At 37.4% G+C, this 16,063-nt stretch carries 16 protein-coding genes; all 16 read left to right on the top strand.

Annotation, left to right across the window (positions count from 1 at the left end):
• Positions 1 to 33: 33 nt before the first annotated feature.
• The 16 genes from ACQKMV_RS02365 to ACQKMV_RS02440 all read left to right on the top strand — a co-directional run bounded on the left by ACQKMV_RS02365 (position 34) and on the right by ACQKMV_RS02440 (position 16,046).
• Positions 34 to 1,950: a stage V sporulation protein D gene (locus tag ACQKMV_RS02365; protein WP_427502211.1), complete on the top strand. Its 1,917-nt coding sequence runs from the start codon at positions 34 to 36 to the stop codon at positions 1,948 to 1,950.
• 125 nt (positions 1,951 to 2,075) lie between these two features.
• Positions 2,076 to 3,050 (top strand): phospho-N-acetylmuramoyl-pentapeptide-transferase, encoded by a 975-nt coding sequence (gene mraY / locus ACQKMV_RS02370; RefSeq protein WP_427423696.1) that lies wholly within the window; start codon positions 2,076 to 2,078, stop codon positions 3,048 to 3,050.
• The gene (gene murD, locus ACQKMV_RS02375; protein ID WP_427502212.1) at positions 3,047 to 4,396 is read left to right on the top strand and encodes a UDP-N-acetylmuramoyl-L-alanine--D-glutamate ligase; all 1,350 of its coding nucleotides are present in this window, start codon (positions 3,047 to 3,049) and stop codon (positions 4,394 to 4,396) included. The genes mraY and murD overlap by 4 nt, the downstream gene beginning before the upstream one ends.
• Before the next feature lie 40 nt (positions 4,397 to 4,436).
• Positions 4,437 to 5,516: a putative lipid II flippase FtsW gene (gene ftsW / locus ACQKMV_RS02380; RefSeq protein WP_427502213.1), complete on the top strand. Its 1,080-nt coding sequence runs from the start codon at positions 4,437 to 4,439 to the stop codon at positions 5,514 to 5,516.
• Between the two features lie 20 nt (positions 5,517 to 5,536).
• A complete protein-coding gene (locus tag ACQKMV_RS02385; RefSeq protein ID WP_427502214.1) occupies positions 5,537 to 6,358 on the top strand; it encodes a cell division protein FtsQ/DivIB in 822 nt (273 codons plus the stop codon).
• A complete protein-coding gene (locus ACQKMV_RS02390) occupies positions 6,336 to 7,064 on the top strand; it encodes a DUF881 domain-containing protein (protein WP_427502215.1) in 729 nt (242 codons plus the stop codon). Before ACQKMV_RS02385 ends, ACQKMV_RS02390 begins: the two co-directional genes overlap by 23 nt.
• A gap of 127 nt (positions 7,065 to 7,191) precedes the next feature.
• Positions 7,192 to 7,911 (top strand): DUF881 domain-containing protein, encoded by a 720-nt coding sequence (locus ACQKMV_RS02395; RefSeq protein ID WP_427502216.1) that lies wholly within the window; start codon positions 7,192 to 7,194, stop codon positions 7,909 to 7,911.
• A 3-nt stretch (positions 7,912 to 7,914) separates the two neighbouring features.
• Positions 7,915 to 8,286, top strand: a complete 372-nt coding sequence (locus ACQKMV_RS02400; RefSeq protein WP_427502217.1) for a small basic family protein — start codon at positions 7,915 to 7,917, stop codon at positions 8,284 to 8,286.
• A gap of 96 nt (positions 8,287 to 8,382) precedes the next feature.
• On the top strand, positions 8,383 to 9,666 hold the full coding sequence (ftsA, locus tag ACQKMV_RS02405) for a cell division protein FtsA (RefSeq protein WP_427423703.1): 1,284 nt from the start codon (positions 8,383 to 8,385) through the stop codon (positions 9,664 to 9,666).
• Between the two features lie 53 nt (positions 9,667 to 9,719).
• Complete coding sequence (ftsZ, locus tag ACQKMV_RS02410) at positions 9,720 to 10,877, top strand: cell division protein FtsZ (protein WP_427423704.1); 1,158 nt, start codon at positions 9,720 to 9,722, stop codon at positions 10,875 to 10,877.
• A gap of 899 nt (positions 10,878 to 11,776) precedes the next feature.
• Positions 11,777 to 12,610 (top strand): sigma-E processing peptidase SpoIIGA, encoded by an 834-nt coding sequence (locus tag ACQKMV_RS02415; protein WP_427502218.1) that lies wholly within the window; start codon positions 11,777 to 11,779, stop codon positions 12,608 to 12,610.
• Between the two features lie 13 nt (positions 12,611 to 12,623).
• Positions 12,624 to 13,331 carry an RNA polymerase sporulation sigma factor SigE gene (sigE, locus tag ACQKMV_RS02420; RefSeq protein ID WP_049668349.1) on the top strand — a complete coding sequence of 236 codons (708 nt, stop codon included), beginning with the start codon at positions 12,624 to 12,626 and terminating at the stop codon, positions 13,329 to 13,331.
• 114 nt (positions 13,332 to 13,445) lie between these two features.
• A complete protein-coding gene (gene sigG / locus ACQKMV_RS02425) occupies positions 13,446 to 14,219 on the top strand; it encodes an RNA polymerase sporulation sigma factor SigG (RefSeq protein WP_004227313.1) in 774 nt (257 codons plus the stop codon).
• Between the two features lie 267 nt (positions 14,220 to 14,486).
• On the top strand, positions 14,487 to 14,723 hold the full coding sequence (locus tag ACQKMV_RS02430) for a PRC-barrel domain-containing protein (RefSeq protein WP_049668351.1): 237 nt from the start codon (positions 14,487 to 14,489) through the stop codon (positions 14,721 to 14,723).
• 140 nt (positions 14,724 to 14,863) lie between these two features.
• On the top strand, positions 14,864 to 15,568 hold the full coding sequence (locus ACQKMV_RS02435) for a YggS family pyridoxal phosphate-dependent enzyme (RefSeq protein ID WP_427502219.1): 705 nt from the start codon (positions 14,864 to 14,866) through the stop codon (positions 15,566 to 15,568).
• A complete protein-coding gene (locus ACQKMV_RS02440) occupies positions 15,552 to 16,046 on the top strand; it encodes a cell division protein SepF (protein WP_427502220.1) in 495 nt (164 codons plus the stop codon). The genes ACQKMV_RS02435 and ACQKMV_RS02440 overlap by 17 nt, the downstream gene beginning before the upstream one ends.
• The last annotated feature ends 17 nt before the right edge of the window (positions 16,047 to 16,063 follow it).

Below are 16,063 nucleotides of genomic sequence, written 5' to 3' on the forward strand. Positions count from 1 at the left end.
TCATACGTTGTAAAAAACAAGGTGTGATGTCGAATGAAGTGGATTTCTATCCATTCTAAAAAGCGATTGCGTATTTTATACGTATTGTTTATGTTTGTAGCCGCTGCGATTGTTATTAGGCTTATCTTCTTGCAAGTATTAGATCAAAAAGAACTAACAAAGAAAGCTGAAGAGAATTGGGACCGAGAAATTCCGTTTGCCAATGAGCGGGGGCATATTACTGATCGTAAGGGGAAAAATATTGTCACTAATAAGCTTGCGCCAACTTTATATTTCATGCCTTCTCAAAGTAAGGATATTGAAGGGGCAGCGGCAAAAATTGCACAGGTTTTGGGAGTAGATGAACAAAAGCTTTTGGGGAAAATGAAGAAAAAAGAATACTTAGTAAAGCTGGCACCTGAAGGGAAAAATATTCCCTATGAAAAAGCAGTAGAGTTACAAGGTATGCAGATTGAGGGATTATATAGTGGTGTCGATTATTCAAGGGATTACCCATATGGTACCCTACTATCTCGTTTTTTAGGTTTCACAGGCTATGATGCTCAAGGTTTAGCGGGGATTGAATATGAATACAATAAGCTGTTAAAGGCTAATTCTTCGGCAATACGGATCTTTACAGATGCGAAAGGGAATAATTTACCGAACGTAAAGAGTGCCTGGAAGGCTGGTGAAGATGGTGCAACGATCGAGCTAACGATAGATGTAGATGCACAACAGGTCGTAGAGCGTGAGTTGTCACAGGCAATGGAGCGTTATGAAGCTGACCAAGCAATGGCGATTGCTATGAATCCAAACAATGGCGAGATCTTAGCGTTAGCCTCATATCCTACCTTCAATCCAGCAGAATATCAAACGGTAGAACCTGCTATCTACAATCGGAATTTACCAGTTTGGATGACATATGAGCCCGGGTCAACGTTCAAAATTATAACTCTTAGTGCTGCTTTAGAAGAAAATGTAGTGGATTTAGAGAAGGATACTTTTTATGATCCAGGCTATTCAATGGTTGCTGGAGCAAGATTGCGTTGTTGGAAGCGAGAGGGTCATGGCTCTGAAACCTTCCTTGAAGTTGTAGAAAATTCTTGTAACCCAGGCTTTATTGAATTAGGTCAGCGAATAGGTAATGAAAAACTACTACAGTATATTAAAGATTTTGGTTTTGGTAAAAAAACAGGTTCTAACATCGCTGGTGAGGCTTCAGGGATTTTATTTTCCAAGGATTCTTTTGGACCTGTTGAGCAGGCCACAACTTCATTTGGCCAAGGTGTTGCCGTTACACCAATTCAGCAAGTGCAAGCAGTAGCCGCAGCTGTAAATGGGGGCAAGCTTTATACGCCATATGTTGTGAAGAAAATTCTTAATCCTAATACCGGAGAAGTTATAGAAGAGACTAAACCAGAAGTTAAAAAACAGGTTATTCGTGAGGAGACGTCAGCAAAGGTTCGAGGTGCATTAGAATCTGTTGTAGCGAAGGGCTCAGGACGTCAAGCTTACCGTGATGGATTACGGATCGGCGGCAAAACAGGTACAGCACAAAAGGTAGAGAATGGCCGTTATAAAGACGGCGAATATATCGTATCGTTTATTGGTTTCGCACCTGCGGATAATCCGCAAATTGTCGTTTATGTAGCAGTAGATAACCCGAAAAAGGGAACACAGTTTGGCGGTGTGATAGCGGCTCCAATCGTTGGTCAAATTATTGAAGATGTTGCACCTTTTGTTGGCATTGAAAAATCAAAGGAACAGCTTGAAAAGGATTATCGTTGGGGTGACCCAATCACTGTGAAGGTACCAAGTTTTATTGGTCAAACGAAGGATGATATTGCCAAGCAACAATATCCATTCCGTATTGTATGGCATGGAGAAGGAACTAAAATTGGCAATCAACTTCCTGAAGTGGATAGTGTTATCAAACAAGATGGCACCATTCATCTTTATTTAGAAAACTAATATAACTTTACCTTTAAAAAATGGGAAAGAACCACTATTATTATGAAGGGTAGTAATAAATACATGAAAGTTTGTGCTTTTTTCTTCAAGAAGAAAGTGAAACAAGATTTAAAGGAGATTTTTCAATGAAACTCGCAACAACGCTTACCATTTTAGCTCTTGCTTTTATAGTAACAGTTATCCTGGCACCAATTAGTATTCCACTTCTTCGTCGATTAAAGTTCGGTCAAAGTATTCGTGAAGAGGGACCAAAATCCCATATGAAAAAAGCTGGTACACCAACAATGGGAGGCATTATTTTCTTACTTGCCATTATCCTTACTACTGTTGGAGTAGGTAGCTTTTTAGATTTATTTACAACACAAACCGTTGTACTGTTATTAGTATTAGTAGGGTTTGGGTTAATCGGCTTGTTAGATGATAGCTTAAAGGTTGTTTTTAAACGTAATTTAGGACTTACATCACTTCAAAAGCTTATTGGTCAAATTGTCATTGCGATCGTGGCCTATTTCTTACTACATGTAGGATCGTTTGATACAACACTTGCTATACCATTTACAGATTGGACTATCGATCTTGGTAATTTCTATGTAGCCTTTTTAATTTTCTGGTTAGTGGGCTTCTCAAATGCAGTGAATTTAACAGACGGATTAGATGGGCTAGTGGCAGGTACTGCATCCATTGCCTTTGCAGCATTTGGTGTTATTGCTCTATTCCAAGATCAGGCTGATATCGCCTTATTTGCATTTGCGGTGACAGGTGCATTATTAGGATTTTTACTTTTTAATGCGAATCCAGCAAAGGTATTTATGGGAGATACGGGTTCGTTAGCATTAGGTGGAGCTTTAGCCATGGTATCTGTATTAGTAAAAACAGAATTCTTACTATTATTAATTGGATTGGTGTTTGTTATTGAAACATTATCCGTTATTTTACAGGTAGGTAGCTTCAAACTTCGTAAAAAACGAATTTTTAAAATGAGTCCTATTCATCATCATTTTGAATTATCAGGTTGGTCAGAATGGAAGGTAGTACTTGTCTTTTGGTCAACTGCTTTAGCAGTAGCATTGATTGCAGTTTTATCGGAGGCGTTCTTATGAGAAACTTTACAGATTTACAACATAAAAAAGTCCTTGTTTTAGGTCTAGCTAAAAGTGGTGTGGCTGCAGCTGAGATTTTACACGAGCTTGGTGCCTTTGTGACGGTCAATGATTCAAAACCATTTGATGAAAGTCCAGATGCACAAGGCCTATTGCAAAAGGGTATTACGGTTATTTGTGGGCGTCACCCAGAGGATTTACTAGATGAAGGCTTTGAATTAGTTGTGAAAAATCCAGGGATTCCATATAGCAATAAAATCGTAGCAGATGCAATAAGCCGTGAAATCCCCGTATGGACAGAAATTGAGCTTGCCTATTTAATTAGTGAAGCGCCGTTTATTGGTATTACAGGATCAAACGGTAAAACAACTACGACAACATTAATTTTTGACATACTGAATAACGGTAGTTTAAAACCTTTAATTGCAGGGAATATAGGAACAGTTGCGTGTGGTGTTGCAAGAGAGGCACAAAAGGATAATGTAATTGTTACAGAGTTATCGTCTTTCCAATTAATGGGGACGAAAACATATAAGCCGAAAATCGCTATTTTAACAAATCTTTATGATGCGCATCTTGATTATCATGGAACATTTGACAACTATGCAGAGGCAAAATTTGGTGTTACACGTAATCAAGATGAAAGCGATTATTTTATCTATAATGCTGACCAGCCGATTGTTGTTGGCTATGCAACAAAATCTAATGCTAATAAGATACCATTTAGTTCTAAGGGACGTATGGATGAAGGTATTAGTGCGGATGACACAACAATTTACTGGCAAGGTGAACCGTATCTAGAACGAGCAAAAATCGCTTTACCTGGTAAGCATAATTTAGAAAATATTTTAGCAGCTGTCGCAGCTTGTATTTTAGTCGGCTGTGACAAAGCTAAAATGGAAGAAGTTTTAGCAAAGTTTGAAGGAGTTCGTCACCGTACTCAGTTCGTGCGTGAATGGAACGGACGCAAAATTTACAATGACTCCAAAGCTACAAACTGCTTAGCTACAAAAAGTGCTTTAGATGCATTCCAAGCACCTGTTATTTTACTTGCAGGTGGCTTAGATCGAGGACATTCGTTTGAAGAATTACGTCCATGCATGAGCCATGTAAAAGGTGTTGTTGCATTCGGAGAAACAGGGCTACGCTTTGTAGAATTTGCGAAGTCGTGTGGTGTACAACAAACTGTCATTGCCCAAAATGTTGAAGATGCCGTACATTATGCGGCGCCGATGTCGGCAGAAGGCGATGTAATTTTATTATCCCCAGCATGTGCAAGCTGGGATCAATATGACAGCTTTGAAATACGAGGCGATGTTTTTATTGATGCTGTAATGAAGCTGTAATGAGCCTGTAACTTTTTTAGAATATACTTGACTTGGAAGGATGGCATTACTGAGAGGGAAAGAAAGCTATTTATTGCTCGTCACAACATTGATGCTTTCTATAATCGGCATTATTTTCGTCTATTCTGCAGGTACCTATTGGAGTGCCGTTCATTATAGTGGAAAAATGCCGTTTTATATGAAGCAAAGTCTATACTTTGCCGTAGCCATTGTAGTGTTTTTAATCACTATTCGATTAAATATTTTGAAAGAGCAGTCCTTTTGGAAAATGGCCTATATATTTTCGTTAATTTTACTAGTCCTTGTACTTATACCAGGAATTGGACTTGTACGAAATGGTTCTCAAAGCTGGATTGGCGTAGGTCCTTTAACGATTCAGCCAGCAGAACTAACGAAAATTACAGTCATTGTATACATGAGCCATATTTTAGCGCAGCATAAAACAGGTACGTCGATTATTAATTGGCGGCATGGATTAATCTTATTATTGCCCGTTGTACTTATTATGCTACAGCCTGATTTTGGTTCAGTTTTTATTCTTGTTGTTTCTGTGTTTTTATTGTTTTTTGTGGCAGGGTATCCTTTAAAGCTTTATGCGATGTTTTTGATTGCTGGGATTGCTGGGTTAGTAGGCTTGATTGTCACAGCGCCATACCGACTAAAGCGGATTCAGGCATTTATAGATCCGTGGGTCGATCCTTTAGGAAGTGGGTTTCAGGCTGTACAATCGTTAATGGCTATAGGTCCTGCTGGGATTTTTGGGCATGGTTTTGGACAAAGTAGGCAAAAGTTTTTATATTTACCTGAACCACAAAATGACTTTATTTACGCAATAATTCTTGAAGAGGTTGGATTGCTTGGTGGACTTGTTATTTTAGCACTTTTCATACTGGCGATTTATGCAGGCTATAAGTTTGCAGTGCGAGCTAAAACAAGAACATCTTATTACGCGATCATTGGACTTGTCACAATGCTGGCCGTACAAGCATTTCTAAATATAGCAGTAGTGATTGGCTTAGTCCCTGTAACAGGTGTCACATTACCTTTTATCAGCTATGGAGGAACATCTTTAGTAACAATGTGGCTAATAATAGGTATTATTTATCAATTAGCGAAATAAATATAAAGGAGGAGTACTTTTTGGAGAAAGTAATTGATATAGAAGATCGCATACCTACGCTAAAAAAGCGACGAAAAAAGCGTACAAATCGGAAATTTATAGTGCTAATATTACTTTTCTTTATCGTGTTAGCAGTACTCCTTTATTTTCAATCTCCTTACAGTAAAATCAACAAAATAACAGTCAGCGGCGCTCGATTAGTAGAAGAACAATATTATTTGAAGGCAAGCACTCTTGCAACTGGAAAGTCGATGTGGGGATTTAAAGTAGAAGACGTAGAGAAAATATTACTAAAGGATAAATGGGTGAAAGAAGCACATGTTAAACGTAATTGGCTTCAAGGCGTGACAATAGAAATTAAAGAATGGAAAAAAGTTGCGTACTTAGCTGGTGACGGTACTTATTATCCATTACTTGAAAATGGCAAGCGTTTTGAACAAGCTGGGGATGACATCCCGATTGATGCACCTGTATTTATCGGCATAACTGGCGAAAAGACAATTAAGAAACTTGTGAAGCAATTAGCAAAATTAAATCCTGAAGTATTAGCATTAATTTCTCAAGTCAATACTAACAGTAATGATACAAATCCTAATGCAATCAAGCTCTATATGAACGATGGCTACGAAGTTCGTGCTGTTATTCAAACTTTAGCAGAAAAGCTAAATCATTACCCCTCACTTGTGGCACAAATTCCAAATTTGGAAAAGGGGGTTATCGATTTAGAGGTCGGCTCGTATTATCGTCCTTTCAATAATGAGTACAACCATACGAACATTGACATCGAAAAAGGTGTGGCCAACCAGGAAGTGAAAAAAGATGAACAACAAGAAAAAGAGTAGCAAAGAAAATTTCTTTTCAAGAAAACAATTTCAGTTGCTTATTGTTTGTATAACTATGGGGTTTATCATTGGCTATTCATATAACCAGGCAAAAGATAATCGAGATGCAGGTTCGACTAATACAAAGCTTTTTGAGCAAGAGGATTCATACCGTGAGGAGTTAATTGCACAGCAAGAGCGCAATAAAGAATTGTCAGAAGAGGCGAATGTTTTACAAGAAAAAATTCGCAAGTATGAAAAGTCATTTGTCGCTAGCAAAAAGGATTATACAAAGCTTGTAGATGAAGCAGAGGATTTACGCTTGTTGTTAGGCGATTTAAATGCAGAAGGAAAAGGCATACGTATAACGCTTCAAGATGGTGATTACGATCCGAAATCTGCTAATCCTAATGATTATATCGTGCATGAAAGCCATATTTTTAAATTGCTCAATGAGCTTAAAATTTCTGGTGCTCAGGCAATTGCTATTAATGGGCAACGTGTTCTGGCTAATTCTTATATACGCTGTAATGGACCAGTCATTACTATTGATGGCAGGCAGCATCCAGCTCCATTCGTCATCGAGGCTGTAGGAGATTCAGCAACATTAATAGCTTCCTTAAACTTAAATGGTGGTATTGTGGATCAATTATTAAATGACAATATAGTTGTATCATTAGAAGAAGATCAAAAGCTAACAATGCCAAAAGCGAAAGTGGAAAGTTAAACATTTTCTAATCAATATTTACAGATTAAATTTAGTTATAGCCTCCAGGTAGGTTATCGATTTTGCATGATTCAAGATCTAAACCGTAAATCTGTGAGGGGTTACGATACGTCTAGGAGGGGCTATTTTGAAAAAAAATATGTACACCCGAATAACGATCGTGCTATTTATTATCGGTTTGATGATAGCGGTACAATACAATACCATAAAGCAACCAGCTGAGCGAGATACACGAGATATTTGGGCCATAAGAGAGGAATTAGCAGAAGAAAAGCAAAGGCATTCCACATTATTAGCAGAAATTCGCTCACTAAATGAAGTAGTGGGTCGCTATGAGCAATCTGAGAAAGCAAATTTACAGTCAGCTTTAGATGAAACGCTGAATCGTTTAAAGCTACAGGCAGGGCTAACGGAAGTCACAGGGCCAGGAGTTGTACTTCGTGTTGAACCAGCGCCCGAATTAGTAGAAATGGGGTATAAAATCAAAGAGATTTCACCGGATTTACTAACCCAATTACTAAATGCTCTGTTTAAAAACAATGCAGCGAGTGTCTCGATAGATGGAAATCGCGTTGTCCATACGACAGCCATACGAGATATAAATGGAAAGACTACAGTGAACAGTGTACCACTGTCTTCACCACCCTTTGAAATTTATGTTGGGACAAGCTCTTTTAAGGAAGCTCAAAAAATGTACAATTCGTTACAAGCCTCAACATTTATTGATTCCTTTTATTTAGATAACTTTAATTTAATCATAAAGGAACCAACTGAGCATTTAACAATCCCGGCATTTGATCAGCCATTGACAAATGATTATTTAACAGAGGTGGAAAAAGGAGAATAATATATGTGGCTACCATTTTTAGGTTTGGTATTTGGACTTGCACTTGGCCTGTTAACAAATATACAAATACCCTCTATATATGAAAATTATCTGTCAATAGCTGTTTTAGCAGCTTTAGATACATTATTTGGCGGTATTCGCGCTCAATTACAGCAAGTATATGATGATAAAGTATTTGTATCAGGATTCTTTTTTAATATAATTCTGGCGGCGGGATTAGCCTTTTTAGGTGTGTATTTAGGGATAGATTTGTATTTAGCTGCTATTTTCGCTTTTGGAGTACGTTTGTTCCAAAATATAGCAATCATTAGGCGCATTTTACTAACTCGGTTAGATGATAAACGTCACAAAAGGAATAAAAATTCCATAGAATGAGAGAAAAATTCAGCAAAATACTCGATTTGCTTAGACATTATGCCGAATTTACAATAGAATGAGAATAAGAGCATTTTTTCAAGGAGGTGCAGCTAATTGAATCAGCAAGATTTATATATTTCACTTGATATAGGATCATCCTCTATCAAGGTATTAATAGGAGAAATGAGCGACGGTCAATTACATGTAATTGGAGTCGGAAATGCAAAATCGAATGGAGTTCGAAAAGGTGCAATTGTTGATATTGATGCAACAGTTCAATCGATTCGAAAAGCAATAGAACAAGCCGAGAGAATGACTGGATATCAAATTAATGAAGTCGTTTTAGGTGTTCCAGCTAACCAGACGATGTTACAGCTAGTTAAAGGTGTTGTCGCTGTAAATAGTGAAAATAGAGAAATTACAGATGATGATTTAGATAGAGTGGTAGAATCTGCACAAGTCATGTCAATACCACCTGAACGTGAATTAGTAAATATTATTCCAAGACAATTTATTGTGGACAATTTAGATGAGATTAAAGATCCGCGAGGTATGATTGGTATTCGTTTAGAAATGGATGCCACAATGATTACAACTTCCAAAACACTTTTACACAATGTTTTACGTTGCGTAGAACGTGCAGGTCTCAGTATTCGAGAAATCTATTTACAACCATTAGCAGCAGGTTTTTTTGCATTAACGGAGGATGAAAAAAACCAAGGTACCGCTTTTATTGATTTAGGAGGCGGTTCAACTACTATAACAGTATTCGAAGAGGGGCTGTTAACACATACGGGTGTCATTCCAGTTGGTGGAGATCATATCACTAAAGATATTTCGATCGTGTTAAAAACACCAACTGAACAGGCAGAACAAATTAAACATCAATTTGGACATGCCTATTATGATGACGCATCAGATGATGAACTCTTCGAAGTACCGGTTGTAGGGACAGATTCAACAGATCAGTACAGCCAGCGCTTTATATCAGAAATAATTGGCGCTCGTTTGGAAGAATTATTTGAGTTAGTCATCGACGAGTTAGCACGTCTAGGTGTTAGAGATTTACCAGGTGGTGTTGTTTTGACAGGAGGCGTCGCAAAGCTTGAGGGTATTGCTCAATTGGCACGTCAGATTCTGCAAACACGTGTTAGAATATATACACCTGACTATATTGGCGTTAGAGAGCCTTCATTTACGACGGCAGTTGGACTTATTCGTTACGCCTATTTAGAAGATGATTTTTATGGAAAAAGTGCTAATACGCAGCCTATTGAATATGCAGTTGTAGGATCTCCTGCAGCCACACCTAAAAAGCAAGAATATGCTGCACCTTCAGAATCAAAAGGAAGCGTAATTGGAAGAGCAAAAAAATTATTTGATAAGTTTTTTGATTAACTTGAATGCGTAATGAATGATACAGAGTCGAGTTACCGTGGGAGGAAAAAGAAATGTTAGAATTTGATACAAGTGTTGATCAACTTGCAGTAATAAAAGTCATTGGTGTTGGTGGCGGCGGTAACAACGCTGTCAATCGAATGATAGAACATGGTGTACAAGGTGTTGACTTTATCGCAGTAAACACAGATGCACAGGCACTAAATTTATCGAAAGCAGAAATAAAGCTACAAATTGGTACGAAACTTACACGTGGGTTAGGTGCAGGTGCAAATCCGGAAGTAGGGAAAAAGGCTGCAGAAGAAAGCCGTGAACAATTAGAAGAGGTTCTACGTGGTGCAGATATGGTATTCGTTACAGCTGGAATGGGCGGAGGAACTGGTACTGGTGCCGCGCCAGTAATCGCACAAATTGCTCGCGATTTAGGAGCTCTTACAGTCGGTGTTGTAACGCGTCCATTTACGTTTGAAGGCCGCAAACGCCAAACACAAGCTATCGGTGGTATTGGTGGCATGAAGGAATCTGTAGATACTTTAATCGTTATTCCAAACGACAAGCTATTACAAATTGTCGATAAATCTACGCCAATGCTAGAGGCATTCCGTGAAGCAGATAATGTTTTACGACAAGGTGTACAAGGTATTTCAGATTTAATTGCAACGCCGGGTCTTATTAACTTAGACTTTGCAGACGTAAAAACAATTATGTCTAACAAAGGTTCAGCGTTAATGGGGATTGGTATTGCTACAGGTGAAAACCGTGCAGCAGAAGCAGCTAAGAAAGCTATTTCAAGTCCTTTACTTGAATCATCAATTGATGGCGCTAAAGGTGTCCTTATGAATATTACTGGTGGCTCGAACCTTAGCCTATTTGAAGTACAAGAGGCTGCAGATATTGTAGCTTCAGCATCAGATGAAGAAGTAAATATGATTTTCGGTTCTGTTATTAACGAAAATCTAAAGGATGAAATTATTGTTACAGTAATTGCGACTGGTTTCTCAGAGGAAGCTCTACAGCAACAGCGTAATACTGCACGACCGACGTTAAATACAAATAGACAAGCCGTACAGCAACAGCAAGCTCCAATTCGTGAGCAACGTCAAGATATGCATGTACAGCAAGAACAACCACGTCAAAACCAACAAAATTATGCACAGGATGACATGCTTGAGGTACCAGCATTTTTACGTAACCGTAAAAATCGCGGATAAATCAGCATCCAACATTCTAAAAAACTCGTATTTTACATTATGTGAAATACGAGTTTTTTATATTGATAAGTTGTCCTATTAAATAATGTATGGCTTTTTTTGCAAAACGAGGGGTGAAGCGCCTTCCTGGGGGCGTCCGTAGTAGATAAAAACTGATATTGTTCCGATAAAACGAGAAAATATTCCGATAATAACTAAAATTGTTCCGATAAAATGAGATTTTGTTCCGATAAATCTTCAAAGTATTCATATAAAATGAATTCATCACAATAACGCGGAGTTCCTGGGGGCGTCCGATGAGCCGCTAAACTTCATAAGGTCTCATCTGTATTCCACTCCACTCAACCAATTCACATGACATACGTTTTAACAAAATGACATCCAACTTCTTAGTTTTATCGAAACACTTTCAGGAATTATAGCCCAACTTTTAAATTTTATCGATAAACTTTCACGTTTTATCATCCAACTTTTAATTTTTATCGACACCCATCTTCAAAAGAGCAAAAAAGGATTCATACACAAGACTGTGTGTGAATCCTTTTACTTTATTATGTTGCCTAGTAGGAACGTAAATCAACTGATTCACATGGCAAGTATGTCGCTTTAGATTAGATGATAAACTTAACGATGCGACAGCAATAATACTAATAGAGGAAACGGCTTGATGTTCGACTCTCAGAAAAGCGGCGAATAGCCTGGAACAGAAATCATCCCCATTTAAAGAGCTACAACAATCATAAAAGTTTCCTTGATATTTTCAGAGTCTTATAAATTAAATATGTTCAAATGTGTAAGGAAAGGATGTATTTTGTCAAAACATTTTAATGAAATGATGCGATTGTTTGACAATATTTGTGGGTGTAACATGCTAACTTTGTAAGTAGGAGGCGGCTGTTATGTATGGAGAATGGCTGGTGCTCATTAATACACTTTTTAATCTAGCGATACTCACGTTTACGGCAAAAGTAACAAGGGTTTTTGTAAAGAACACGAGATTATTAATGAGTTCTATTTGTAGTAGTTTTGTAGCTGTAATAGGTGGTCAAATGCTGTTGATAACGGTACTGAGCTTTATCTTACTAATTGGGATAGCTTTTCGCTTCAAGATTCGAAGTTTCCAAAAGCAAGGACCGATCGTTTTAACAGCAACTATCATTATCGGTGGACTGTTAACAGCATTACAACCGTATTTAAAGAATCTTTCTGTTGTCCATTTTATAATCATTTGCCTACTATTAGCTGTTGGTAATCTTGTTGCTTTTTATAAGCAATGGGGATTTGTAAAGCTCGAGCGGTTAAGTGGTCAGTTTGTGTTTGATACGACGTTAAAAATTTTTAATGTAAAGATACCACTCTCTGCATTTGTAGATACGGGGAATCAAGCGATTGAGCCACTATCAGGAAAACCCGTTCACTTTGTATCTTATGCAGCATTACGCTCACATTTACCTGCAGAATTTTGCAAATCAATATTAGAATGGCAAGAAACGGATCCGTATAATGTATCCATGTTTTCAGAAGATTATCAGCGTTTTATTCGATTTATTCATGTCAATACAGTGCAACAGCAGTCGGTTGTACTAGGTTTTCGCTTTGATGAGTGGCATATAAAGGGGGAGCACTCACAAGTGAAAACGAATGAATATATCGTTTTAACAAAAAAGGCTAAAAATTTTCCACATAGCACAGCAGCAATTTTACATTTTTCAGCGCTTTCAAATAACTCATAGAGGGGGAGAACTATTGCTTCTTAGGCTACTTGCTAGCTTGAAAAAATTTTGGAGTAAGTTTCGGAGTCGTGAAACGTACTATATAGGGGGAAATGATTCATTGCCAGTGCCACTAAGTCGAGAAGAAGAAGTTACAGTCATTGCATCCTTTATGAATGGTGATTTACGAGCTAGAGATACACTAATTGAACGTAATTTACGTCTTGTTGTTTATATTGCTAGACGTTTTGATAATACGGGTACACCGATTGAGGATTTAATAAGTATTGGCTCTATCGGTTTAATAAAGGCGATTGAAACGTTCAATACAGATAAAAATATTAAGCTTGCCACATACGCATCTCGTTGTATTGAAAATGAGATTTTGATGCATTTACGTAAAACAAGTCGCATGAAGGGGGAAGTTTCATTAGATGAACCATTAAACTCCGATGCTGATGGAAACGAGTTGTTACTGTCTGATATTTTAGGAACTGAAGAGCATATTATTTTAGACAATGTAGAGAAAAAAATTGAGCGTCAACATATGTTTCATGCCATTAATTTACTAGGTGCGCGTGAACGATATATTATGGAATGTCGTTTTGGTCTCAATGGAAAAATTGAAATGACTCAAAAAGAGGTTGCTGATCATTTAGGTATTTCGCAATCATATATTTCCCGATTAGAGAAGAAAATTATTCAAGATTTACGTGAAAATTTGAATCAGCCAATATCTTAGAGAGGGAAATTTAACCTACCTAAAATTGGTCGTAGCTTTTGTGCATATTCTCGTTTCTCTCGGACAAACTGATGTCACGGTTTAGTCAGAGAATAACATCCGGAGGAATCGAATATGCGAACAAAAGTAGATCTTTGCGGCTTAGATACATCGACTTTGCCAATTTTAAAGCACGAGGAAATGAAGGAACTATTCATTCGTTTACAAGCTGGAGAAACTGAGATTAGAGAAGAGCTTGTAATGTGCAATTTAAGGTTAGTGCTCAGTATTGTCGGTAGATTTGCCTACAGGGGTGAACAGGCAGATGATTTATTTCAGGTAGGCTGTATTGGCCTCATGAAAGCCATTGATCATTTTGATTTGAAGCATAATGTACGATTTTCAACTTATGCTGTACCGATGATCATTGGTGAAATTCGTCGCCATCTGCGTGATCATCATGCATTGCGTGTTTCTCGTTCTCTAAGAGATATTGCGTATAAGGCAATGCAGGCAAAAGAGCAATGGATAACCGATAATTTACGAGAACCGACGATTGAAGAAATTGCTGAAATGATTGACATGAAAAAGGAAGATGTTTTATTTGCTTTAGATGCCATTCAAGACCCAGTTTCCTTACAAGAGCCCATTTATTCAGACGGTGGAGACGCTGTTTATATGATGGACCAATTACGTGATGATGATGTATCAGAAGATCAATGGGTTGCCTATGTGTCGGTAAAGGAAAGTTTACAAAAGCTAGATGAACGTCAACAAATGATTGTTGCAAAGCGTTTTTATTACGGTGAGACACAAACTGAAATTGCAAAAGAATTGGGGATTTCACAAGCGCAAATTTCACGTCTAGAAAAAAATGCAATTGAAACAATGCAGAAAGATTATAAGTAGAAAAACATGCGCATCCGAATTCAGGGTGCGCATTTTAATTTATATCAAAGGTATAAATTAAGTAGGGCTCCTCAGCAAAACGAGGGGTTGATTTCCGTTCCGACTAGGCGCTTTCCTGGAACGGAAATCATCCCTTCGTTTTGCCGAAGAGAGATTCCTTAATCATTTCATTTTCATTTAAACAACAATAAACACATAAATATAAAGAGAAAACATAGTTTGTTGAGATAAAACGATGTTGAGAGTAATTGATATAGGAGGGGTAAAATGCGTTTCTCAATGTTACAGCAAAAAGAAGTTATTGAAGCAGGCAACGGACGCTTTTTAGGGTTTGTGGTAGATGCAGAGGTATCTAAAGAAACAGGCTATGTAACGGCTTTTATGATTGCAGAGCCTCGTAAATATCTAGGCTTTTTTCGCGGAGAAGAATCTGTCAGGAAAGTGTATATGAAAGATGTACTTGTAGTTGGAAAGGATGTCATTTTAGTAAAAGCATTATCCTAAAGAGTAAAATTTTTATGATTATTAATTTTATGTGCCGGAAGATTTAAAATGTACTTTCACATAGGTCAGGCTATTCATTGATAATTCAAGCATTGCTTGTTACAATAAAGGAAACTATTGTTGTAAAGTTGGGAAAAACAGTGACAAAAATCTTAACAAATTTGAAGAAAATTAACGATTTTATACAAGCAGCAAAAAAACGTGCAAATCATAAAGCAGAGAATGTCCAAATTATTGCAGTGACAAAAGAAGTTTCTGTAGAAAGAACACAAGAAGCAATTGATGCAGGACTTATTCATTTAGGAGAGAACCGTCCTGAAGGCTTAAATCGTAAAATTGAAGCGATTCAAGCTGATGTACATTGGCATTATATCGGATCTTTACAAACACGTAAGGTAAAACAAGTTATTAATAGTATTGATTTTTTACATTCATTAGATCGTTTGAGTTTAGCACAAGAAATTGAAAAAAGAGCAGACAAACCTGTTAAATGCTTTGTACAAGTTAATGTATATGGTGAAGAATCAAAACATGGTGTATCGATTGAAGAAGTCCTGCCTTTTATTGAATCATTAAAGAGTTTTACAAAAATTCAAGTTGTTGGTTTAATGACAATGGCACCAAATACAGATGAGGATTCAACTATTCGCTCTGTTTTTAAGCAATTAAAACAATGTCAACAGCAAATAGCCGAGCAAGGATTCGCACATGCACCTTGTACCGAGTTATCAATGGGCATGTCTAATGACTTTGAAATTGCGGTAGAAGAAGGGGCTACATTTGTTCGAGTTGGAACGGCTCTTGTTGGAAATGAAAGAGGGGAATTGGATGAGCATGAAAAATAAAATTAAAAATTTCTTTTATCTTGAGGAAGAACTAGAAGAAGAAATCACGCAAGCTCCTATTCAACATCAACCCGTACAACAACAGCAACAGATTCAATCTGTGAAGCCTAAAAAAGTTATAAAAGAACGTAAGGCACCGGTTCAGGAAATTTTTCCGCAGAGTACAACATCTACAAACAACATTGTAAGTTTGCAGGCAGCAATGAATTCAAAAGGTTCAAAAGTTGTATTAGTTGAACCAAGAGTTTATGCCGAAGCACAGGACATTGCTGAACATTTAAAAAATAAGCGTGCAGCGATCGTCAATTTACAACGTATTGAGCGAGAGCAAGGTGTACGGATTATTGATTTTTTAAGTGGTACAGTTTATGCACTTGGCGGTGATATTCAAAGAATCGGTAAAGACATTTTCCTATGCACACCTGATAATGTAGAAGTATCTGGCGAAATTTCGAATTTTATTTTAGACGATAATTAATAGCGAGGATTGTAGTT

Origin of the sequence: Lysinibacillus sp. NPDC094403, assembly GCF_050278745.1 — a bacterium.
Lineage (GTDB): Bacteria > Bacillota > Bacilli > Bacillales_A > Planococcaceae > Lysinibacillus.

Coding starts and splice junctions, on each gene's coding strand:
- ACQKMV_RS02365 (WP_427502211.1), top strand. CDS start 34: ATGAAGTGGATTTCTATCCATTCTAAAAAGCGATTGCGTATTTTATAC.
- mraY (WP_427423696.1), top strand. CDS start 2,076: ATGAAACTCGCAACAACGCTTACCATTTTAGCTCTTGCTTTTATAGTA.
- murD (WP_427502212.1), top strand. CDS start 3,047: ATGAGAAACTTTACAGATTTACAACATAAAAAAGTCCTTGTTTTAGGT.
- ftsW (WP_427502213.1), top strand. CDS start 4,437: ATGGCATTACTGAGAGGGAAAGAAAGCTATTTATTGCTCGTCACAACA.
- ACQKMV_RS02390 (WP_427502215.1), top strand. CDS start 6,336: ATGAACAACAAGAAAAAGAGTAGCAAAGAAAATTTCTTTTCAAGAAAA.
- ACQKMV_RS02400 (WP_427502217.1), top strand. CDS start 7,915: ATGTGGCTACCATTTTTAGGTTTGGTATTTGGACTTGCACTTGGCCTG.
- ftsZ (WP_427423704.1), top strand. CDS start 9,720: ATGTTAGAATTTGATACAAGTGTTGATCAACTTGCAGTAATAAAAGTC.
- ACQKMV_RS02415 (WP_427502218.1), top strand. CDS start 11,777: ATGTATGGAGAATGGCTGGTGCTCATTAATACACTTTTTAATCTAGCG.
- sigG (WP_004227313.1), top strand. CDS start 13,446: ATGCGAACAAAAGTAGATCTTTGCGGCTTAGATACATCGACTTTGCCA.
- ACQKMV_RS02430 (WP_049668351.1), top strand. CDS start 14,487: ATGCGTTTCTCAATGTTACAGCAAAAAGAAGTTATTGAAGCAGGCAAC.
- ACQKMV_RS02440 (WP_427502220.1), top strand. CDS start 15,552: ATGAGCATGAAAAATAAAATTAAAAATTTCTTTTATCTTGAGGAAGAA.